The following is a 21,845-nucleotide window of genomic DNA, read 5'->3' as shown; positions in this document are numbered from 1 at the left end:
TCCCGCTTCTCCTTCAGGTGCTCCGCATCGCCGAGAACACAGGAGGCTTCTCACGCCTTATTGTCGCTAACAGATCCACTTATCGGGGCTTCGTCAGATCGACACGATAATGACCATCCGCGTTTTTAAGAATATTGCCGCCCTTGTCACGAATATACGCCCGAGCAGGTGGAGCGCACTCTTTTGTGTTGAGCGTCTGGATGCAACACGCCTTGCCCTTTGAGACTGATTTCCCTTATCCAGCGGCCACCTCGCCGTCGCTGAGGCGAATTTGATCGGACCGAGTTGTAGTTCGGCCGAACTTTGATCTCCGCCGGGGGTAGTCGCGCCGGCGGTTCATAGCGGCGATTGAGGACGACGACGGCGGCGGCGGCCAGGCTGGCGACGAAAGCCAGCAATACGCAGAACGTAAACGCCGGATCGTGTCCCATCGCTGCGGCAAAGAAGAAGACGTAGGCAGAAACAGCGAATATAGACATAAGGGCTGCTTCACTATGTCGTGGATTTCGAGGCGGCGATGGGCTTGTCCTGTATCGGCCTTCTTTGAATGCGGGCATGCTCAGGAGTCAAGATCTTCGGTGAGGAACTGATTGAGCGAGATGATCGCGAAAGAGCAGCCGGAGGATATCTCACGACCGATCGCGCCGGGTCTGTTCGTTCGGGCAGTCTTTGAGCGGACTTGCATGGTGTTGGCTCTCGAGGTCGGCGGCGCAGCGGACTTTGGTCTGACACAGGCCACACACGCGTTGCAGATCGCAGTCTCGATTGCGGCAGCAAGCGCATTCTCGGAAACACCGCCAAGTGCGAGGCGCTTGCTCAAGAGTTCAGGAGAGCCCGGTCTTTGCGCCATGGTTCGAAAGGCGGATACGGACAGACTAAGGTCACGTGCGATCGCATCGATGTCCTGCGAGCTCAACTAAGCCGGTTCGGATGTCTGGGACAGGCCCGCGCGTAACCGGCTGAGGAGATGTCTAAACCGTCAAGGGTATGTGTGCAGATTGGACAACCAAGCCTAACCCTTCGAAACAGCCATAGCTGCCGGAGGCAGACTTGTTTTTGACATTGGATCAAACAAGACCGACTTGTGGGAGCAGGTCCTTCGATCCGGATTGCCCTGCCGGTACGATGCTTGGCCGAGCGCTGCAGACCCCATTGAACGGCAGGCGGCAAACCGTCCAGCGAGGTCCGCTTAGGTGTGGTGAGACAACAGGGTGCCCGCCGAATTGACGAAAGCATCACCAGTTGTTCTCTCGAATCGACGGTCGACACGACCCTGTCCGGGATCACGCTTAGATTACAGATTGACCCCACAACTCAATTCGCAGACTTCTCGCCAAACTCAAGCTAACCAGCCTATGCCGACGGCAATGCAGGCGGGGTTCGAAGCTCGATCACATCGGCGAAGACTGTCCAATCGCGGACACTCTTTTGCTTGCAGAAATCGGTCTCCGCCTGCTGTGCAGCAGCACTTAGCGAGGCGGCATCGATCTTAAACGCTGCCTGACAGGCACGATGTTCGTGACCGGTATCGTCACAAACGGTCTTAATGAACCGAACGTTAAATGAAGGCATGGCCCCCTCTTCTTGTGGGTTTGCTTATCCACCATCCTGCCATTGGCGCCTCAAGAGTATTTGATCTGCCTCAAGCAGCACCCCCAAGAGGTTTGGTTGTCCGCTGCTCCGTCGAGATAAAGTCGAGACTTTGGCAGCGCGGCCCGCGCGCTCCTGTTGTCCCGCAAGCCGCGCTATCTCTATCTGTCTAGCTTTGCAGATCGCACTCTGTTTGAGCCGAGGGACAGCGTCTTCTGGTCTGCTCAAGCCCTCGACCAACAAATTGGGGTGACGATGAATTGGGGAATGTCTCGAAGAGAGGATCGAGAGCAGCATGCGCCGTCACGCCCGAGATGCCGGCTATTGATCTCTATCGATCGCGATCTCGGGGGAGCGTTACAATTTTGCACCTTGAACTCCCATACTCAACCGCTGGCAATATGGAGGCTCGAGACGCCGCGAACCTTACACGCGATATTTGGTGGTCTCACGAGGCATTGCCGCAAACACCAGGTCATTGCGCCAATGACCGGGCAGAGGCATTTCTGAGGCGTGCCGGCGGCCAGGACTATCGACGGCGAGACTACGCGCACGTGATCGCGGGCCAATGAGGCGAACCGCCCCGACCTTCTGACGGTCCGCCCTGCCGCCCCGACAGCAAAGCCGATGATCAGGCTTGTCGCAGCCAACGTTTGATAAGGCCAAGATTCCGGACTTCAGCGCCAAAGATTATCTGGGATCAGCGCCGGCAAGGCTGCCGACAATGCGAAGCGAGCGATCAATTGACTATCTGCTTGCTGGCTATCGCAGCATTGAGGACAGATGCTGTCGTGGCCCATCGCGAGGGATGCGCCTCAAATCAACTCGGCTACACGCTGGCGTGTTGCAGACCAACGCGGGACCCTGGCGGATCGCCCGAGTTGAGACATGTCGCCTGCCAACGCGGGCCTGTCGGGCTCGCAGCAGCCGCTCGAGCTTGGCCGTTTTGGACGCGCATCAGCTCTTTTTGACCTGTATCAATTCTGCGGCGACTGCCTACTGATAGAAGTGAGCTTCCAGTCCAAGGTCACACACATGGCAGACAGAAAGACTTGGCGCCCCATCATCTTTTCATGTCCAGATACCGGCGACCGAGTTCAAGGACTGCTGCCGGACGCACCCGAACCGCGTGCCGATGACCTGCACAGAATAACCTGCGCTGCGTGCGATGGCGTCCACTTCATCGACCTGCGGACGGGCGCGATGATCAGCGCCGAGCGCAACTAGGCCCATCCGAATGGTGTCAAGAAAATTCCCGCGCCTTCCCGTTCTCGATTGGGGATGCCGCTCCGCTCGTAAGGGCGCGGCTGACGTCATCACAACCCAACGCCCCGCGCTGACGTCGTGGGACAAGGAGATTTTCACCAACGGAGGATGTTTCGGCATGACAGACTACGGCGACATTTGTCGCGGCGCCGGCCAGATCGTCGCAGCGCAGTCCAGTTTAACTTCTGCAGAACAGCGATGAATACCAACCGCCGCGGGCTTGAGCTGATTCAGATCGATTCGACCGAAGCCCGGGAGTTGTTTCGCAGCGCCAATCCTAATATTTCGGTTAGCGAGCGGATCATGTCCCGGCACGATAGGTTCAACGGCGCCACGGCCGATAAAATCCCGGCCGCGGCCGACCCCATCGAGAGCACGCGCCGCCTAGGTTATACCGAGTTGAGCCTGTTCGCGCGGCACACCAAGCGATCTCGTCCGTAGTGTTCAGAAGGTTGCCTGAATTTGTCAGCCCGCAGCGATGAACTCCGTCCAGGATCTAGTGGCGACCTGACCTGGGAGCGGCTCGAAACTGCGCCGCCCTTTGATCGGGATCTGGAGATTGCCGTGATCGAGGGTAACACCATTCACCGGGTGGTCTTTCCTTGCCGCCGGATCTTCGACGGCTGGATTAAGGCAAAGACCGGAGAACGCGTCGCCGTGCAGCCGACGCACTGGCGCATCTGGCCCGGATAGCGGCGACCATCCTGCGCAATAGATTGGCGTGAGTTGAGGCCGGGACTGCCTCGGGGTGGCCTCTCGTGGTAAACAATTTAGAGTTGATCAATGAGAGGGCCTGCCAGAAACATGTCGGACCACATCAGGTACGGCTATGGGCCTGGCGCGGCAGACGCCGCGTTGGCTCTCGTGCTGCGACGGGCGTTAGTCCGCATCTTCAGGACCGCACGGGCACGATCATCTACCTTCCGGTCGTTTTTCCCGCTTTCGCCGCGGCCGCGGACTGGGGGAGCTTCGCTACCCTGCTCTGCATCAGCGACGGCCGGTTCCAGCCCATTGTCACGTCTAACACGCATGGCATGGGTGTGGGGCTATCGATCTGCTGGACGATCATCGAGCCACGAGGAATCCGGGCGGCGACAGGATCTTTCAGTTCACCGCGCGATTGCGGAGCTTAGTGAAGACACATGACTGGGCGGCGCATTCTCGTGATCGACGATGACGCCGCTATGCGGGACTCGCTCGCGTTTCTGCTTGATGTTAATGGTTTCTACGTAGCAACCTATGAGACGGCGACCGCGTTTCTCAATGACGTCGCAAGCGGTCCGGTTGACTGCATTGTGTCAGACATCTGTCTGCCGGCTATGAGCGGTCTCGAACTCGTCAGAAAAGTGAAAGCCGATCGCGCCGACTGCCCCGTCCTCTTAATAACTGGTCATGGCGACGTATCGCTCGCAGTCGAAGCGATGAAAGCGGGTGCGGTCGACTTCATCGAGAAGCCGTTCGAGGAGGAGGTGCTATTGCGTGCGATCAATAGTGCTTTGGAAGCGCGGCCAACAAAGCCAGCCGACGCAGCGAAACTGCAGGCGGAAGCCCGCCTCGCGGATCTCTCGTCGCGCGAACGCGACGTCCTGCAGGGACTATTAGCCGGCAAGATTAACAAAGTGATAGCCCATGATCTCGGCATCAGTCCGCGGACAGTCGAGGTTTACCGTGCGAACCTGATGGCCAAGACTAATGTCCGCAGCATGTCCGAGTTGATGCGGATCGCCATTACCGCGGGACTCTAGCAGCAGCGCAAAATAGCGTGAATGGCTTATTCATGCATCAAGCTGACGAACGGCAGGTTTCGCGCGCACCGAGCCGATCATGTTTTCGGTGACGCCTGCCGATGCAACACACCCAGGCCGGCCGTTGCGCCAGGTCAATATGTCACGCGAGCCGAGACCTATGATCCGGGCTAGACCCCAACTCGGTCCACATGCGTACTTATCGCATGATCATCAAGCACGTCACCACGCCAGCGTACATCGATCAGGATGCCGTCAACATCGGCCCCGTCACCTCCGCGGCCGACCGATGCTGACGAGGATCAAAGTCAAGGCGCCGAACAAGACTTCCTGCGGCGAGCCGAAAGTGGCGATGGACGACAACGTTTCGGCTGGCTGGAGCTCTTCAGGGGTACGGCAGTGCGCGGCCGACGAAGCCAGCATGCAGCTTCGTAATCCGATTTGAGCATGTTTGAGCAACCAAGTGACCGCGTCGCCCCATACACGCCCCGCTCATGGACTTACGTGTAAATACTTAGGGGCTTCTACCTAGGGAAAACATCCAAATTTCCAATTCGTCAGGAGCAGCCAATCTGCGTCGAATCGACGTTGGTAAGATAGGGTCCGCCATGCACGCCCAGGCCGCCAGTTCTAGCGAGACGAGACGCCATCCGACCAGCGTCTTGCGTGGGCGACCTCATCGTCGTGAACCATTTGGCATAATTCCGAGACCGAAGCGTCTCACTCCCAATAGCGAGATCTACCGCGAAGACCAGGCAGCCCAATACCTCTATCAGGTGGTTTCGTGCGCTGTGCGGTCGTGCTGCGTAACGACGGACTGCCCAGGAGCTTTGTGCAACACTTCAGCTAAGTTGATTTACGCCAGCTCAAATTGAAGCGCGCTACTTTTTGCGTCGAATGGCGCGGACAAATCGCAGCCCCGCGAAGGACACCGAATTCGGCTTGGGCAGTCTTGCAAATGGCAGAAATCGCTTCCAGCCTAGATTGTGCCTCCAGGAACACCGCAATGATCATCGATCTTCTGCTTCGAGAGCATCGCAACATTGATCTTCTTCTGGTCGCTCTTCAACGCGAATTGGAGATTTTTGAGAAGGGGATCCGGCCCGATTATGAGGTCATTCGCGCGATTATCAGCTATTTCGAGGTTTACCCCGAGGTGTACCATCATCCACAGGAAGACTTGATTTTTTTCAAGCTCAAGTCTCGCGATCCGGAGGCAGCTGCAATCGTCGGCGATCTCGCGCTTGAACACCAGGAAGTCGTCGACCGTTTGCACCACTTCGCGCGAGCTATTGACGCTATCCTCGCGGATCGTGACCTCTTTCGGCAAGACGTCGGCAATATCATACGCGACTTTATAGTACGCGAGCGGCACCACATGATGTGGGAAGAACGAGATTTCTTTCCCGCCGCTCTGAAGGCTCTCTCGGCTAAGGATTGGACCGAAATCGCTTCCGCCCTCACCAATGATGGAGATCCGCTGTTCAGCGAGACAGCGGCAGCGACTTCCGATGCGCTAAGAGCGCATATTCTGCAATTGGAGCAAGAAGCTGAGGCCGAACGGAGCTCGGTCGCGTTGTCGTCCGCCAAGGCCGGCAATCCGTGACACAGCGCCGAGACGGACGGGCCGTATTGACGCGGCCGTTTGACAGCAGGAAGTGGACCTCATGCTCATTCTGTCGAAAGAAAATGGGGGGTGCTCGCGGGCACGTAGGCTGCCGCCCCCCCCCCAAAATGGCTTCTGCGCAACGTGATCGCTTCCTCGACCACCGGCGCAAACAGCATGGCGGAGCCTAGCTGAGCTCTGGTTCCGGCACCACAATGTAAACCTCGCAGGTCTGTCAGTTGCGCAGTGATATCGCGCGAAACGGACGCCTCTCGTGTCCGCCGACCGATGAGGACGGACGATTGCCGCCGCGCGGGTGCGGCGAAGCACTCCCACTCCTTGAGCCCCGCCCCATACGCTCTGAGACATCCGGCCGCAGCCGGTCCTACTCACTGCACGCGAATGCGAGGCACTGCCAGTCCCGGGTACGTTCAGCACCAACAGCAAGGCGCTGGACGTGGATCGCCACGACCAGTTCTGGCGCAATTGGATTTCAACAACCTATGGGGATCCGCATCGTAAATGATGCTCGTTCCTGACGCGTGACCGCTTCATCGCGATCCTACATACGTGTATGCGGCGTGCAGCATGCCCTCCCATTGGCCTTGGAGCGGCCATAGGCATCGGCGACACTCCGTAATCAGGTCCAGAAACCTCTGTTTGAGATCTATGAGCGGACCATGCGGAGGGTGTCACGAGCTTGATGATGCCGCGGTGCCGATAGGGTGCTCCTCAGCGCCCAAGCCGAAACCCGACTATCGGGTGGAACCGGTCGACCAAGGACTGCCTTAAGCAAGGTTCAAATTTAGCAACCGCTTATGCATTGGATAAGCTTGCGAGATCCATGGAGCCGGGCTTACGTCGCCCTGATCGAACATAAGGCTCCAGGCAGGAAAGCGCACCGAGTTTGCTGTCCTGCGGCGACCGCCCGGCATGCCCCCTCGCTGCTGTCGTAATCGTGCCGACGTGCTCATGAGCGACAAACCTTGGTGTAGATTCTAACTCTCAGGCTATACGGTCGCATACCACGGCATAATTGAGCTACGCTGATCTTGTGCTTCAACTCGGCTCAGATTTTCGGCGAATGTCCTCGCCGTGATCGAACTGGCGGCTTCGCCGATGGAAGTCCGCGCGAATGCGTCAGCTTCGCTCCTCCCAGACTTTCGCCCGGCCCGCTAAGCGGGGCGGGGCATTTTTTATGTTCCTAAGGCTCCCGCGCAAATGACCACAAGCGGATCAGCTTTGTCGAAAAGAGACCGAAGCCCGGATCAACGGCCTCGCGGATCGAATGCAGCGCGCAGTTCGCGGGCGGCAGTGACCATGTTCGCTAGCGCTGGCCGAACCTCCTCCCATTTGCGCGTCTTCAGGCCGCAGTCTGGATTGATCCAGAGCTGCGAATCCTGCAGCCGCGTCCGAGCCAACACCATCAGCTCCTTCATTTCGCTCGTCTCGGGAACGCGTGGAGAGTGGATGTCGTACACGCCCGGCCCGATCTGATTTGGATATTCGTAGTTCCTGAACGCGTCGAGTAGTTCCATTTTCGAGCGCGATGTCTCGATCGAGATGACATCCGCGTCCATTGCAGCGATCGCACCAATGATGTCGTTGAACTCCGAGTAGCACATATGCGTATGAATTTGCGTTTGATCGGCGACGCCCGATGAACAGATGCGGAAGCAATCGACGGCCCAGTCGAGATAAGCCGCCCACTCCGATCGACGCAACGGCAATCCTTCGCGGACTGCAGCTTCGTCGATCTGGATCATGGTCGCACCAGCATTCTCGAGATCGCGGACTTCGTCTCGGATCGCGAGCGCAATCTGGCGGCAGACCTCGCTTCTGGGAATATCATCCCGAACAAAGGACCAGTTCAAGATCGTCACCGGTCCGGTCAACATCGCTTTCATCGGCTTCCTTGTTAGTGATTGCGCGTAGCGCCACCAGTCCACGGTGATAGGCTTCGGCCGTGCTACATCGCCAAACAGGATCGGTGGCCTGACGCAGCGCGAGCCGTAGGACTGCACCCATCCGCTCTTGGTAAATACGAAGCCGGCGAGTTGCTCGCCGAAGTACTGCACCATGTCATTGCGCTCAAACTCGCCGTGCACGAGGACGTCAAGACCGATGTCCTCCTGCCAACGTACGGCGCGCGCAGTCTCCTCCTTGAGGAACTTGTCGTATTGCTCGTCGCTTATCGCACCTCGCGCATGCGCCGCACGGGCATTCCGGATCTCTGTGGTCTGCGGAAATGATCCGATCGTCGTGGTAGGAAAAGCCGGTAGTCCGAATCGATTGCTTTGGATCTCGGCCCGACGGGCAAATGGGCTCGCGCGCCGACACATGGTCTGGTCGATCGCTCTCATCCGGACAGCGACATTGGCATCACGGATTTTCGGCGAAGTCCGGCGGACAGTCGCGGCACCTTCCGACTCGGCAAGAGCTAACGCAACATTCTGGTCGCCTGCGAGTGCACGCGCTAGGATCGCAAGCTCCCGCATCTTCTGGACCGAGAAAGCAAGCCAGCTCTTGACGTCGGAAGCGAGCCCGGTCTCGAGTTCAACATCGACCGGCACATGAAGCAGCGAGCAGGATGGGGCGATCTGTACACGATCCTTGCCGAGCTTCGCAATCGCGGGTTCGAGCCGCTGGCGCAGCGACGACAAATTCGACCGCCATACATTCCGACCGTCGACGACACCGAGCGACATGACGAGATCACTTCGGCCGCCAGCGATGATCTGGTGCAACAACTGTGGCGCTCGAACCAGATCGAGGTGCAGCCCGGCAACTGGCAGGCTCAAGGCGGTGTCCAGATTGTCGCCGAGGTCGCCGAAATAGCTGGCAACCATGATCTTGATCGCCGGCCCCTCCTTGGCGAGCCGGTCATAGGCATGTCGCAAAGATTTTCGCGTCCCCTCATCCAGATCAAGAACTAGGCTGGGCTCGTCGAACTGAACCCAATTTGCCCCACGTTTGGCCAATTCCTGCATAACCTCGATATAGGGCGGTATCAGTTCATCCAGCAGTGAGAGTGGCTGGAACGTGGGATCGGGACTCTTGCCGAGCTTTAGGAATGTGACCGGCCCGATCAGGACGGGGCGGGTCTGAAAGCCAAGGGCCTTGGCTTCCTCATACTCCTCGATCGGCTTGCGAGAGCATAGCCTGAAAGTCTGTCCCCTGTGAAACTCGGGGACCATATAGTGATAGTTGGTGTCGAACCACTTGGTCATCTCCTGCGCGGGTGCGCCAAATCCGCGCGGTCCGTGACCGCAACTCGCTTCCTGGTCGTCGCATTGTGAACCGCGGGCCATGGCGAAGTATGTCTTGAGCGAAACGGATTCGGCTTTCGAGGCGTAGATCTCCGGGATGGCGCCAACCATGACACTTGTGTCGAGCACCTGGTCATACAGCGAGAAATCGTTCGATGGAATGACCGTGACGCCGATAGATTTCTGACGGGCCCAATTCGCGGCACGCAGGCCAGCTGCGTCCTCGAGCAGCTGCTGTTCGCTGCTTTTTCCGGCCCAGTAGCTTTCTAGAGCGACTTTGAGCTCGCGCCTTGGACCGATGCGTGGCGTTCCGAGCGTGGCAACAGGGAGGGAGAGAAGAGACATAGCGTTAACCCATGTTGGGGGCAAAGGCCATGGCGGACGCAGGCAGGGGAAGTCGCGGTGCGACGGCTGCTTGGCGCACCACCGGGACACCCCGCCCGTGGACGAATATAGTGTCGGGGCAGGTCTCCTGGCTCGCAGGTCATCGCTGCTGTCCGGCCTTCCCGAAGCCGCGCAGGCTTCAGTGACGTCGTTGGACAGCGGCTCGCCGCTCACAGTTGCGGGGGCAGCGCCGGCATTTTCACCGGCTTCCCTCTTAGCTCCGGATCAAATGGAAACCGGAGAACCTCGACGACTTGGATTATCGGCAAGAGCAGTCTTCCGTCAACCTCTCAGATCATGTCTCAAGCTGATGCTGCGACATCTGCTACGCGAATGACCGTGCATCTCTAGCATTGAGATGATGTAGCAGTGCTCTCCAATCAGCGATACCGCAATGAGCATCGCAGTTGCCCGCGGGTTGCACGCCAGATCGGTGGAAAGGACAAATGCGGCTTGCGCGGTCGGGGCCGCTGCCTCGAGCAGAACGCATTTGTCGCCAGTCCCAGCTTCCCAGCGGTTTTTCGAGCACGCGCGCCATCCAGCCACCTTCTCGACCAACAGGATCAGTGTTGAATAGGCCAAGACACTTGGCTAAGCCAGCAACTTACAACTTACCCGGGCAGCACGTTTGATTTGCGGTGCCAGCCACACCCCAAATGCTCGGCGAAGATCGGCTTGCCGTCGTTCGCCATCGAGTACAAAGCGCGCCTGACTGAGGCTGTTCTCGACTTCCGGAGCGCCGGACGTCGCGAAAGGAGCGCCAAACGCGCCATGGCCCCTTGGCCGAAAGTGCCCGAAGGCATGGCAGCGATCAAAAGCCCACATTCCGGCAACGATAACCGAACCACACGGTTCAATGACGGCAAACGTGCTGCCACTTCTCATCAGGAACTTGGCACCGAGGCGTTCCGCTGTGCCGTCGAACATCCGGTGCGTGACGGGGATGCATAAGCCGTGCTGGAGAGGTTGAACGGAAACATCGAGACATGCGCCAGTCGGAAAGTCGACAAAGAGGACACAAAACCGGTGCGAATTGCCGTCTATTATCTGGCACGAAGAATGCACGTCCTCTGCCTGCCCAGTCCTCCTGCTGGGCATGTCCAGCACAGCAAATTGAGGCTGTCGGTGGCAGTGAAGTTAGCGGCGCGTGACATAGAGGGGAGCGCCTGCTCGCACGGGAAAACCAGTGGTCGCCCCGTCGCGTCGCCGCTAACTTCTTGCGCTCGCGCATAACAGGTTGAAGGTTGCCTGCTCTGGAATGACGTGTGGATGAGACCGGATAGGCCGACGGTTATGAAGAAAACGTCAGGAAGACGCGCGCTATGGCTTTGGCTCGGTCGATCCCTGATCTGCCTGGCCGGGCTGGCTGCGACGAGCAACACTGTTCGCGCTAACGACAGCCCCCTTGTCGAAAGAGTCAAGTCAACGTGGCGAGCGCAAGACGGTGAGACAATAGAACAAGTTATCTCCAACGTCTCGAAGGTGGCACAGTTCGTCCCTCGGATGTGGGGCGTCGCTGAACTTGACCAAAATGAATATGTTTTTGTTTCTTGGACCAGGCACCGGGATGATAAATCAGACGAAGAGTACGTTATCACCTGGAAGGTCGCGCTCGACGGGACGATTGAACTTGCGTCGACCTATGCGAAGCCAATGGAATTGGGCTGGCGCGCCTTCGCGCTCTCGTTGATCGCCAGTGAAGTCAAGGATGGCGAAAGGGACGCAAATCTTGGCTTTCTGCATGACCCGGCCAACTTCAACTTTGTGACGACCATGCAAGGTCGGCTCGGTGATCTTCTGCGGCAGGGCAGCTGCACTATCGTTGATCCTGTTGGAGTGGACTACTTGCCGAAGCAGAATGACAAGCCGACCGAGAAAGGTGATCTGTGGCGCGTTTTGCTTGTGGTGAACTGTAATATCCCAGGGCCCCGCTATTTTACATACAACGGGGTCATCACTTTCGAGAAGAGCGAAGGACAAGATTGGGAGCCGCAATCCTCCTTTGCCAAGCGTATCGCGGCTTTTCCTCCTGGCTCCTGGTTCGCTCGCATGGAGCCAAAGGAACGGGAGGATTAGAAGGGAGCTAAAGGCCTCGGTAAATGATCGCGCAGAGCAAGATCGCGCCGTAGCTCCTGCAGGGCCGAACGCCTCAGAGCAACGGCAAGACTATCAGCTCTAAACTCTCCGGTGTTTACACCTTGAACAGTCGCGAGCTTTCCCGCGGCCTTCAGCCGGCCATCGAGAAAATGGGGCAGCACGATTACCTCCGATTCTTTCTGCGAGGAGTCGAGCTCAGCGGCGCGTGCCGCCTTGCGAGAGGCGGCTTGACCTCGGCGCACCCCACGCAGTGGAAGGACACCATTTGCGAGAGAACCAGCTCTCCATGCCATTCTTCACGGGACTGGGCCTGCAGATGCCTCGGGCCCAAGCCCGATCCGGCGTGCGAACCGCGCATCGCGCGACTGACTGGCACCCGCAAGAGCGTGACCATTCCGAGGCCGAGGTGGCACGCGGGATCGACTGCTGCGACGAAACCGGTTAATAGGGTAATGGGGCAGTGTTAGCGGCCCCGGCTTGACCACCGGTCCTTCAAGTGCCCCCAACGAGGAGCCGGAGCCGTGCGCGAGGCATCGAAGACCGGACTGAGTCGCCCGCTAGATTTCCTCGCACGCATTCGTCTGCGCATCGTAGATCCGGATTTGAAGCATGGGAAAGCGCTTCTTTAGTTCTGCTCCACCTGCCCTGGCGCCGTCTTTGGTTGCGAATTCAGCTCTGAGTCGGCCATCCACTTCAAGCGCGTAAGAAGAGACGGGCAATTCCCGGGGGGCTGAAACCATTTCATTTCCATTGGGTAGTGAGGTGGCTCAGAATGATGTGTAGCTTGAGTCGGCCATACCACACCAGAGCTACCTGCTCGGATGCCGCGATGGGCCTTGTGGATTGACGCCTCGCACCGAATGGCATCAGGACGGCACTCGCGATCGTCCGAACACGCGGGCGGCTTACCCCTCGCCGGTGCGTATACGAAGTAGCCACGGCTCCACATGGTTGTCCTTAAATTTTCCCGGCGCAAACGCATGCCCTCATGCCGTGCTGGGTAACTCTCAACACGTGAGTACGGGGAAGCGCACAACGAAAGAGCGGCCGCCAGTCGCGCCGACCGGGTCATGAAAAATCCTGGCCTTCTCCGAACGGGGCCGCGGCACCACCCGACCATCCCGGCTGGCTCTCAAGAGAGCTCCTGGTTTTCCGCGGTTTGCGCAAACGATACCGATTCACTTGCGCTGCGAGCGTTGAGCTGGACTCCGTGGCGCCTTTCGTCCAAATCTCTGATAGGACGCGAGACCAGATTTCTTTCGAACGTCGGTCTTTCCGTGGCAAGAACTTAAAATGTCATCGCTCTCGCCGAAACCGTCGGCAGCCTTCTGTGTGCCGATGGGGGTTGGCACAAAGCATAGCCAGGTTGCTGTCCTCCACGCCTGACTTCCACTCGACTGTCACAATTCACAGGCGCTTTTCTTCTTCAATCGCGTGAGAAACAGCGTTCCGAGGCTCGGCTTTCTCCCGCATGCCGAGTTGGCGGCTGAGCGATGGGGATCTCCTCCTCAGGCCGAGAGAGGGTGCTGTGCGCGCCCACTGAGTGAGACCGGTGAGGCTCGAAGGATACCGCGATACGCACACCGGAAGAAATCGCTTGAACCTCACGCAGCGTCAGGTCGTAGCTTGGAAATGAGGGCCAAGCTTTCATAAAGCAAACGTCGAAAGATGCGGCCCGATAACGGACATAGTGCGTTTAAGCGTCGAACGCGGCGCCGGATCGCACGTGAACATGAATCAAGACGAAAGGCTATTGTCGGAATGAAACACCGCGTAATGATGGTCGCATTGTTGGCTGTCATCACATCTCCGGTCTGCGCGGCGAAGCTCAGCGGCCCTCCGCGCATCCTCGACGGCAATACGATCGAGCTCGAGAAAACCACGCTTCGGCTCTCAGGCATCGACGCTCCTGAGACTGACCAGATTTGCCTCGACGCCCACGGCCGGAAATGGGCTTGCGGCGTGGCTGCTCGCGACGAGCTTATCAAGCATTCGAACGGACGAACGTGGGATTGTCATACCACAGGAGTTGATGAATACGGCAGGTCGCGTGGCCGTTGCTTCATCGAAGGCGAGGACGTGAACGCCTGGATGGTACGCTCCGGCTGGGCACTATCGTCGCCTTCTGCCAATACGTACGTTATCTATGAGGTTGTGGCGAGCAAAGCCTATGCGGGGCTGTGGTCGGGGGCGTTCATCGCGCCCTGGGACTGGCGTCGCCGCAACAAGGGGACGATCATCATCGGCGCGAGCTCGGTTCCGATCGACGCTCAGGAGCTCCTGCTCGGATCCGCTTTGCTATCGGACCCGCCCTCGTCAGAGTGTCTGATAAAAGGCACCGTGGGCCACAACGGCGAGCGACTTTATCACTTGCCCGGGCAATTCGGTTACGAACAAATCGACATGACGAAGAAGCCCGGTGAACGCTGGCTCTGCAGCGAATCGGAAGCCGAAGCGACCGGGTGGCGCAAAGCCGCGCGATGAGGTGAGATGCATGCATGCAGGCCATTATCCGAATATGTCCTATCTGACCAAGATCGCGCCTTCGCGCCGCTCGCTGTTGCTGTTCGCTGTTTCGGCGGCTTGCCTGCGGCTTGACAACAACATTGTCGATGCGAAGGAAGCAAAAACGCCGCCCAAGCCGGATAACCTGCTCTCGCCGGATGCTGCCCTGAAGCGGCTGATGGAAGGTAACGATCGTTATGTCCATGGCGTATCACGAGGCGACGATTTCAAGCGCGAGCGCTCTGTTTTGGTGGATGGGCAAAATCCATATGCCGCGGTTCTGAGCTGCGCCGATTCTCGCGTGGCGCCTGAACTTGTCTTCGGCAGCGGACTCGGTGATCTGTTTGTCTGCCGCCTCGCCGGCAACTTCGCCAACGATGACACGCTCGCCAGTATGGAATATGCGGTCGCCGTGCTGAATACGCCGCTGATCCTGGTACTTGGCCACGATCATTGCGGTGCGATAGACGCCACGATCAAGTCGCTCCACGACGATAAGCCGCCGCCGGGGCACATTTCATCCCTCATCGCTGCGCTTGCGCCTGCAGTAACAGCATCTCGCCAGCAAACAGGTGACACGTTCGCAGAAGCAACCCGACAAAATGTAGTCGATAATGTCAACAAACTTAAATCGACGGGGCCGATTCTCAACGCGGCAGTTGAGCAGAACAGACTGAAGGTCGTCGGGGGGCTATATCGGCTCGACACCGGCAGGGTCGAATTGCTGAGCTGACGCTGGCACCTTCGCGCGGCCAGCTGGTCGTTTGCCGCCTGATACAGGGCTTCGTCGAGTTCCGCGCAATTCGCTCGTGCATCGGCTGCATCAACTGCACCGAGTACAATCAGCTCCACAATTGTTATAGCTTCGGGAAGCTTTATGTTATGCGCGGCCTCTTAATCCTCCTTGTGTTCTACGCGCTCATGTTGGCAACGCGAGGCCAGCACCAAGAAACACTCATATCGCGGCCAACAGTATTCAAGCCTGCACCTTAATGCGCGAGGGGGGTCAAGCGGCAGATCGCGGTGCGAGGCATGCAGGGTCTGAGCTCTCGGCCCCCGGAACAAGCGACAATTCCGGCAGACTCTCACTCCCGATCCGGCAAGCCATCTATGGTCCTGCTTATGATCACCAGGCTCAGCCAGGGCCGAAGATCAAATAGAGCAGGATTACGACCGACATGACTAACCAGCCGACCGACGTAAAGAAAATAGCTACTCGCGTAGGCATCGGACGTCTCTCTGCATCAGCCATTTGGGAGACCACAAGTGTCGGAAAGCAGCCTTGTTGCATCTGTCTTGGGCCTAGCTTGGATCAGCATAAACAGAAACTTGTCGCGCGCACGACGATGGCGACCATCGGCTCGAGCGGAGAACAATCTTTTATGCCCGCGCCGGAGTTCGTGAAGCCTGACGGTCAACTATCGACAGACGCGTTGACGTGCCATCTAAAAGGCACTCGTGGCTCTGCGCAGGCGGGTCTTGTCATTGGAAGTTCCGAAGTGGCGCATCGGAAAGGAGCATCTTCGCGGCCGGCGTGCACCTTTGAAGTGCGTTTTTCCAATGCGGACATCAGCTTGATGATCGCGACTCGCGCGGTCATCGCACGTCGTCCATAGTCTCTTCAACCAACGCATCGTCGACCAGACTGATCAGGCGTTGCTGCCGCTCAGGCTCCGCGACCACGGTAAATTGCGCTGTTGGTAGTCCCAGGAGATCGCAGCGGGGCTGAAACTCCAGCAGGCAAGCCGAGCCCGACTGGTCCGCGGCCGAGGTCCACTTCAGTCGTTCTCCTCCCGTCTTGTTCGGTTGATGACTTCTTGTGCCTGGTATCAGACACGGGAGGCGCGAGCATCCTCCTGGCGCGGCACGGGTCACGTGATCTCGCTCGATTCAGCCACGACCGGCAGACATGATTGGTGGCACGTCGATTGCTGGGGATATGGAAACGAGCCGCAGGCTTGGGGTACCGGTCGCCAAGTCAGGTATTCACAACGTGGTTCGCGCCGGCCGAGCCCCAATTGTGACAACCTGTCCGTTGGATAAGACATGACAAAACGAGCGCTGCCGTCAGCCGTCCGAAACATAGTGCAGCAGAGGCGGATCGATCTCGCCGCCTCATATCGGTTGCCTTGCCAGTTCAGCCTCAATGGCAACATCGAGGCCACATCTCGATCAGCCTTCCTGGCCCTCAACACCTTTTCTTTGAGCCAATCCGCTCGGGGTGCGGTTTGGACTGGCAACCGCCTGCAATCGCATCACAGCCGATTATCAACTGCGACAGTTTCGACGATCCCTCCGGCTGGGTATCAATCCGGCCGGCTTCGCCATGCGCGGGCAATCCATATCAATGACACGCGCCGTCGATCGGCTAAACTCCCGAGGAAAGTTTATGAACGCTCCACCAGAGAAGATCACTGCAGAAGCCGACGCTACGGCTGCGACCTGGGATAATCTGTCGCCGCTACTGGTCGATATCCGCGCGCGTCGAGACGAGTTCGCCCGAGCGCAGCAGATTCCCGACGAGATCATCGAGGGCTTCAAGCGCGTTGGCGTCTATCGGGCTATGGCGGCCAGGCGATTCGGCGGTGAGGAGCGAACGCCGGCCGAGTTTTGTCGCCTGATCGAGCGCATTTCTGAAGCCGACGGCTCCGCCGGTTGGGTCGCCAGCTTCGGCGATGGGGCTCGCTACCTCGCTGCTCTTCCGGACGACACGCTTCGCAAGGTATACGCGAATGGACCTGATGTGGTGTTGGCAGGTGCGGTTTTCCCACTCCAGCCCGCCAGGCGAAGCACCGACGGATTTGTCGTGAACGGCGTGTGGCCATTCGCCAGCGGCTCACCGGGCGCGGACCTGATAGGCGTTGGCATCACTGTGGAAGACGATTCGACCGGTGACCTTGTGCGTGTAGCCGTAATGCCGGCCGAGAAGGTGACAATCCGCCCCAATTGGGACGTCATCGGCCTGCAAGGCACCGGCAGCCACGACGTCGTTGTCAACGATGTCATTGTGCCGGAGGAATGGACCTTGATCCGCGGCGGTCCGCCGACACTCGACGGGCCGGTCTATCGTTATCCGTCCGTGGCTTTCGCTGCGCAGGTGCATGCAATTGTCGGCATCGGTATTGCGCGCTCGGCGCTAGACGAGGTGGTCGCCATGGCCGGAAGCCGCGCCTCGATCACTGGAGCGCCCGTGATGGCGGAGCGCGGCTATGTCCAACTGGAGATGGCCAGAGCCGAAGCCATGCTGCGTTCCGCCCGTTCCTTCTTCTATGAGGCCACCGAGGAGCTGTGGAAGGAAGCGCTCAAGGGTGCGGTAAACCGGAGCACGGCGACGCTGATGCGACTCGCCGCAACGAACGCCGCGCGGCAGAGCGCTGAGGTCTGTAGGATTGCGAGCGGTCTCGCTGGAAGTACGTCGCTCTATACCACCAGCAATCTGGCGCGCGCCATGTGCGACAGCTTCGTGGTTGCCCAACACGCAGCTCTAAACGAGGGAACGCTCCAGAGCGCCGGCCGACTCCTGCTCGGAAGTGCAGCACAGCCGGGCTTTCCATGAAGTGGTTCACCCAGGTCCCCCCACGCTCTGCAGCTACGAATTGCAGAGCCTGCGATATGATGCGGCCTGCGGTTGCAAGGACTTGGCGGCCTGCCGGCCTTGTTTAAAGGACAAGAAAGAGAGAGAGACTCTTGCGGTCAGGCGCTTCTCAAAAACACCACCGCATCTCCATAGAGCATCCCCTCCCCGCCGCACTTGCCCCATTTCCTCATACGACCGCTCGGCGGCTATCGGCCCGGAGATCAACCGGCCCGCACATTCCGGACACGCGCCAGCACGCTCCAGAACATCTGCATCGTCGGGCTAAAAGGCCTTGAATCGCACGCGACGTCACGGTGTACCATGAGAAATAGATGACGAGGATGCCCGGAAAATCGGAGCGGCCGGCGGCTTCCTGCCATCGGTGAGACGATGATGCCAATGCGGTCGTTGTGTGCAGCAGAGGGCCCTCGCGTGCGGGATCGCGCGAACGGGCAACGAGTGCTCGCATGCGAAAAATAACGTACTTCGTCCCAGCCCAGGGGAAGCTGGGTTGCTGCGCTCTGCGGACGACACATTGACGCCATTCAGCTGCGGATCGTCTCTGTTCGGCAACGCTCACTTTATCACCATGGCTTCGACGATCCTCAGGATAACGGACAATACACCCTTCAAGGTTTGTGCGAGCCAGCGTTGAGCCGCATTCGGTCAATATCGTCTGATAGAAAGGAAAAGGCGCGAGATTTCTCCGGTCATTAATCCTTTCGTAATTAGAATTTGCGGTGAACGTTTTGCCGCAAATAACCGTCGACAGTTCTCCCTCTGTCGACGACTGACTTCGGCCCGGCTATCGAAATGAGGCCGGGCTTTTTTTTGCCACCGATCGACGACAGTTTGGACTGTTCTGGCCCGTGGTATCTGATGATTGCGAAGCTTGGGGAGACAGAGACAAACGTCAGAATGATCGAGGGGATAGTTCATCACATCCTGAAGCCGATTGATCCGATCCTAGTGCCCGAGCTGCTCTGGCTGCTCGCCTCCATGGGCCATGGCGACCACCCTCGCGGCCCGGGCACCCACGACTCTGCTCGGAGCGCCTGATCCAGCTCCCGGGCATGAGTATGGAGAAGACTGTCCACGCCATCCTAACCTTCTACCCGCTTGAGATTTCGCCGATCCGCGCGCGTGATGATGCCGGTCGACGATCTCGACCGTGTGCCCGGACGCACGCACGGTGCAGACCGAGATCGAGCGCTGGGTCGGTCGCCCCATCAGTCGCAGCAAACTCTCATGTCCGGATCTTCTCGCGCTAAGGCTTAGGGCTGGCGCGGTGCAGGTGGGTGACAGCACCGGATATGCGTGCTTTCTGATCAGGAAGGGCGTGATCAGCTGAGAGAACAATTCTGCGCAAGATTGCGCAGGACTCTGCACCCAAATTTGAATAGCCTCCGCGCAACAGACCGACTATTGTCGATCCATGTCGCGCGCCTTGTGTGTCTAACTGCTACTATCATCCTGTCGCTGCTGTCGGTCGTCGCGAACGCTGCGCCAATTCAAAAGCGGCCCAAGCCGGTCTGGCAAGGTTACGGCTTCCTGCCCGGCTATCGCCAGCCGCTCAGCAACAGCATTCCGCTCTACGGGCATAAGGACGCGATGCGCCGGCTCTCGTGCGCCGACCGGCGCCACTGGTATCTTGACCCGGTTCATCAGTACCACGGTTGGGATGGCGAATGGCACTATTTCGGCCGCCCCGGCTTCCGCCGGCGGCCGCTACAATGGCGGCGGTTTCGGGCCGTGCTGGACGCGGACGCCGATCGGGCCGATCTGGAATTGCGGGTGATCGGGCGGCGCGGCTAGGAGAATCTTCGGCCATTGCGCCAGCATTACGTCAAGGCGTTTCCTGACATGCTCGCCGATCTTCGTCATCGCGCCGCAGCCGCACGGGCCGAGCGTGCTCGCAGATTCGATGATCAACTCCGCTTGCGACACATGAGCAGCAAGTAACCGCGATTACGATGGCGGTCTTGATCCGATCCGGCACGAGATTGGCCGCTGATGATCGCGGCCCCCTTCTCCTGCGCCGCACGCTTTGCTGGACAATCGGCTGCTGCAGTTATGCTGGACGCCTCACGGCGACCTTCATATGGCATAAACACATGCTTCAGCTCGCTTTCCGATTGAGACAAGGAACTACGAGAACCAGTTGCTTCGAAGCAGTGCACCAGCTTACCAGAGGTTCAGACCATCAGCAGCCGTTCAGATGATTCCACGCTTCGAGCCCCAGCTGGCAGTGTTGATTCAAACATATGAAACGGCTCGGCCTGCTGGCTGCAAAGTCCTCGGTCGTGCCGGCTCGCCAAATAAATGATTGTCAGAGACCCACCACCCGCCCGACGCCGACGTGATGCGTGTGGTCTGCAATGGCAGCCGGAAACCGGAGTGCCCGCTCGGCTACTGACATCCCCTCGCCTTCATGACGCCAATTGTGCAGCTTTGGGTGGCATGGAGCGCGCTGGTCAGGTCTCCCAGCAATGAATGAGGCGCTCGATACGAGCAGCCACTAGAAGCGCGTATTTTTGAGCAATACATCACCTTCCACTGTGCGCGGATAATGGGCCGCCACTTCGAATGATGGTAGCAAGTCCAGAATGGCTTGCAGGGACAACTGCCCTTCGTAGAGCTCACGGTCGCTATATTCCGTGTAGATGAAGCGCGTGTTGCTCAAGGTCCGCATGCCGCCGGCAATAACATCGGCTTCGGCTCCCTGGACATCCATCCAGATGAAATCGACCGTGTTCAGCTCCGCCTCGCCGCACCAGTCATCCAGCCGCCGCGTTTCAACCGAGACAGGGCGATCGAATCGGACCCAATCATACTCAGTGAGATGATTCTTTGGGCGGCGTATTGAGCCGGAGAGGTCCCATTCCTTCACATCACCATCTGCATTGCTTGGATGGAAGTCGATCATCCCGTTTCGATCACTGATCGCGATTTCAAGCAGCTTCACCTTATTGAGGGACGAGCCCAGCTTTTTCTTGAAGCGCGCGATCGCTCTGGGGTCCGGCTCAAAGCAGTAGAGCTGAGCTTGCGGGCAGAGGTTGAGAAACTGTTGCGTATCGGTCCCGTCATTGCAGCCGATATCCAGGATGACTGGATTCGGCTTCTGAAGAAGTGAGACGATGTACTGGTGGACTTCTACAGAGGACACAGGTGCTTTTCCCATTGGGCGCGGAGATCGCGTGAATTTCGAACTTCGAAGCTGCAATCACACGCCAGATGCGCCGGCACAACGTATATCAACGTATATTATTCGTAAGCCCCTCAGTCCCCTTGATCCATGACGGCTATTTGGATGCCATGGACATAAAAAGGGAAACCTCTCGGACCGACAGGTGCAGCGACTGCCCTGCAACCTCTCGCTGTCTGGAGACACGTGCGCCTTCCTCATGGCGGGCCTCTGCTGGGTTTGTACCAGCGTGCAATGACCTTATCGAGCTCGGTCCAGATCAATTCTTGAAGGTCCCGCGCTCAAGATAGTTGGCATAATCGTTATTATGCGCGAGGATCTCATATTGTTCGAACCCGCCCTTCGATGAATCTTGTGCGCCGCACGTTTCCCCGGCTCCTAGATGCTGCTGTAAGACGAACCAATTATGTGCAGCCAGGCCGCCGCCGTCGAAATACGCCGGCGCTTCGATCGGTGTAAGGGCCGCCAAGTTGAGGAACCCTGGGATCAACCGGGTGTTCCGACGCAACGCAATGTCATTTTCGCAACAGCTTGGCGGACTGTGTACCTGAGGGCGCTTGCTTCCGGACAAAGACACGCGCAGACCAGGCAACGATTCAGC

The 21,845-nt window shown here is 58.5% G+C and carries 16 protein-coding genes, 1 pseudogene and 1 riboswitch; of the genes and pseudogenes, 12 read left to right on the top strand and 5 right to left on the bottom strand.

The genetic code is table 11. The features are described from left to right. Positions 1-146 precede the first annotated feature (146 nt). Positions 147-479, bottom strand: coding sequence for a hypothetical protein (locus I6F09_RS24710; protein ID WP_225189241.1), 333 nt, complete (start codon positions 477-479; stop codon positions 147-149). A gap of 111 nt (positions 480-590) precedes the next feature. Between I6F09_RS24710 and I6F09_RS24705 the strand changes: the two genes are divergently transcribed. After that, the gene (locus tag I6F09_RS24705; protein WP_225130906.1) at positions 591-920 is read left to right on the top strand and encodes a hypothetical protein; all 330 of its coding nucleotides are present in this window, start codon (positions 591-593) and stop codon (positions 918-920) included. A 433-nt stretch (positions 921-1,353) separates the two neighbouring features. Here the strand turns inward: I6F09_RS24705 and I6F09_RS24700 are convergent, their stop codons facing one another. Beyond that, a complete protein-coding gene (locus I6F09_RS24700; protein WP_225189240.1) occupies positions 1,354-1,572 on the bottom strand; it encodes a hypothetical protein in 219 nt (72 codons plus the stop codon). A 906-nt stretch (positions 1,573-2,478) separates the two neighbouring features. Here I6F09_RS24700 and I6F09_RS24695 point away from each other — a divergent pair. From I6F09_RS24695 to I6F09_RS24675, 5 genes are all read left to right on the top strand, one after another. Beyond that, entirely contained in the window at positions 2,479-2,817 is a 339-nt protein-coding gene (locus I6F09_RS24695) for a hypothetical protein (RefSeq protein ID WP_225130909.1), read from the top strand. A gap of 237 nt (positions 2,818-3,054) precedes the next feature. Beyond that, complete coding sequence (locus I6F09_RS24690; RefSeq protein WP_225130911.1) at positions 3,055-3,297, top strand: hypothetical protein; 243 nt, start codon at positions 3,055-3,057, stop codon at positions 3,295-3,297. A 21-nt stretch (positions 3,298-3,318) separates the two neighbouring features. After that, complete coding sequence (locus I6F09_RS24685) at positions 3,319-3,549, top strand: hypothetical protein (RefSeq protein ID WP_346730131.1); 231 nt, start codon at positions 3,319-3,321, stop codon at positions 3,547-3,549. A 449-nt stretch (positions 3,550-3,998) separates the two neighbouring features. After that, the gene (gene fixJ, locus I6F09_RS24680; RefSeq protein WP_225130913.1) at positions 3,999-4,601 is read left to right on the top strand and encodes a response regulator FixJ; all 603 of its coding nucleotides are present in this window, start codon (positions 3,999-4,001) and stop codon (positions 4,599-4,601) included. Positions 4,602-5,607: 1,006 nt separating this feature from the next. After that, positions 5,608-6,207, top strand: coding sequence for a hemerythrin domain-containing protein (locus I6F09_RS24675; protein WP_225130916.1), 600 nt, complete (start codon positions 5,608-5,610; stop codon positions 6,205-6,207). A 1,268-nt stretch (positions 6,208-7,475) separates the two neighbouring features. On the opposite strand, the gene metE is transcribed toward I6F09_RS24675, so the two are convergent. Then, positions 7,476-9,821 (bottom strand): 5-methyltetrahydropteroyltriglutamate--homocysteine S-methyltransferase, encoded by a 2,346-nt coding sequence (gene metE, locus I6F09_RS24670; protein WP_225142063.1) that lies wholly within the window; start codon positions 9,819-9,821, stop codon positions 7,476-7,478. Between the two features lie 99 nt (positions 9,822-9,920). Then, positions 9,921-10,124, bottom strand: a riboswitch (cobalamin riboswitch). 411 nt (positions 10,125-10,535) lie between these two features. On the opposite strand from metE, the gene I6F09_RS24665 reads away from it, so the two are divergent. The 6 genes and pseudogenes from I6F09_RS24665 (at position 10,536) to I6F09_RS24640 (ending at position 19,837) form a co-directional block, all read left to right on the top strand. Next, a complete protein-coding gene (locus I6F09_RS24665; RefSeq protein WP_225130920.1) occupies positions 10,536-10,811 on the top strand; it encodes a hypothetical protein in 276 nt (91 codons plus the stop codon). Between the two features lie 342 nt (positions 10,812-11,153). Continuing rightward, the gene (locus tag I6F09_RS24660; RefSeq protein ID WP_225130922.1) at positions 11,154-11,936 is read left to right on the top strand and encodes a nodulate formation efficiency C protein; all 783 of its coding nucleotides are present in this window, start codon (positions 11,154-11,156) and stop codon (positions 11,934-11,936) included. 1,797 nt (positions 11,937-13,733) lie between these two features. Then, complete coding sequence (locus I6F09_RS24655; RefSeq protein ID WP_225142062.1) at positions 13,734-14,441, top strand: thermonuclease family protein; 708 nt, start codon at positions 13,734-13,736, stop codon at positions 14,439-14,441. A gap of 10 nt (positions 14,442-14,451) precedes the next feature. Continuing rightward, positions 14,452-15,195 (top strand): carbonic anhydrase, encoded by a 744-nt coding sequence (locus I6F09_RS24650; RefSeq protein ID WP_225189239.1) that lies wholly within the window; start codon positions 14,452-14,454, stop codon positions 15,193-15,195. 1,656 nt (positions 15,196-16,851) lie between these two features. Next, positions 16,852-18,018, top strand: a complete 1,167-nt coding sequence (locus tag I6F09_RS24645; RefSeq protein WP_225189238.1) for an acyl-CoA dehydrogenase family protein — start codon at positions 16,852-16,854, stop codon at positions 18,016-18,018. Positions 18,019-19,470: 1,452 nt separating this feature from the next. Continuing rightward, positions 19,471-19,837, top strand: a pseudogene (locus I6F09_RS24640) (hypothetical protein). Positions 19,838-20,557: 720 nt separating this feature from the next. Here the strand turns inward: I6F09_RS24640 and I6F09_RS24635 are convergent. Both I6F09_RS24635 and I6F09_RS24630 read right to left on the bottom strand, forming a co-directional pair. After that, positions 20,558-21,205: an FkbM family methyltransferase gene (locus I6F09_RS24635; RefSeq protein ID WP_346730130.1), complete on the bottom strand. Its 648-nt coding sequence runs from the start codon at positions 21,203-21,205 to the stop codon at positions 20,558-20,560. A gap of 298 nt (positions 21,206-21,503) precedes the next feature. Further along, complete coding sequence (locus I6F09_RS24630; RefSeq protein ID WP_225130948.1) at positions 21,504-21,713, bottom strand: hypothetical protein; 210 nt, start codon at positions 21,711-21,713, stop codon at positions 21,504-21,506. Positions 21,714-21,845: the final 132 nt, after the last annotated feature.

The organism is Bradyrhizobium sp. IC3195, assembly GCF_020193585.1.
GTDB classification, from domain to species: domain Bacteria; phylum Pseudomonadota; class Alphaproteobacteria; order Rhizobiales; family Xanthobacteraceae; genus Bradyrhizobium; species Bradyrhizobium yuanmingense.
This window is presented reverse-complemented; position numbering and strand designations above follow the sequence as displayed.

What these genes read in the sequence shown, in the direction of transcription:
- I6F09_RS24710 (WP_225189241.1), bottom strand. Translation starts at nt 479, where the DNA reads ATGTCTATATTCGCTGTTTCTGCCTACGTCTTCTTCTTTGCCGCAGCG.
- I6F09_RS24700 (WP_225189240.1), bottom strand. Translation starts at nt 1,572, where the DNA reads ATGCCTTCATTTAACGTTCGGTTCATTAAGACCGTTTGTGACGATACC.
- I6F09_RS24695 (WP_225130909.1), top strand. Translation starts at nt 2,479, where the DNA reads ATGTCGCCTGCCAACGCGGGCCTGTCGGGCTCGCAGCAGCCGCTCGAG.
- I6F09_RS24690 (WP_225130911.1), top strand. Translation starts at nt 3,055, where the DNA reads ATGAATACCAACCGCCGCGGGCTTGAGCTGATTCAGATCGATTCGACC.
- fixJ (WP_225130913.1), top strand. Translation starts at nt 3,999, where the DNA reads ATGACTGGGCGGCGCATTCTCGTGATCGACGATGACGCCGCTATGCGG.
- I6F09_RS24675 (WP_225130916.1), top strand. Translation starts at nt 5,608, where the DNA reads ATGATCATCGATCTTCTGCTTCGAGAGCATCGCAACATTGATCTTCTT.
- metE (WP_225142063.1), bottom strand. Translation starts at nt 9,821, where the DNA reads ATGTCTCTTCTCTCCCTCCCTGTTGCCACGCTCGGAACGCCACGCATC.
- I6F09_RS24660 (WP_225130922.1), top strand. Translation starts at nt 11,154, where the DNA reads ATGAAGAAAACGTCAGGAAGACGCGCGCTATGGCTTTGGCTCGGTCGA.
- I6F09_RS24655 (WP_225142062.1), top strand. Translation starts at nt 13,734, where the DNA reads ATGATGGTCGCATTGTTGGCTGTCATCACATCTCCGGTCTGCGCGGCG.
- I6F09_RS24650 (WP_225189239.1), top strand. Translation starts at nt 14,452, where the DNA reads ATGCATGCAGGCCATTATCCGAATATGTCCTATCTGACCAAGATCGCG.
- I6F09_RS24645 (WP_225189238.1), top strand. Translation starts at nt 16,852, where the DNA reads ATGAACGCTCCACCAGAGAAGATCACTGCAGAAGCCGACGCTACGGCT.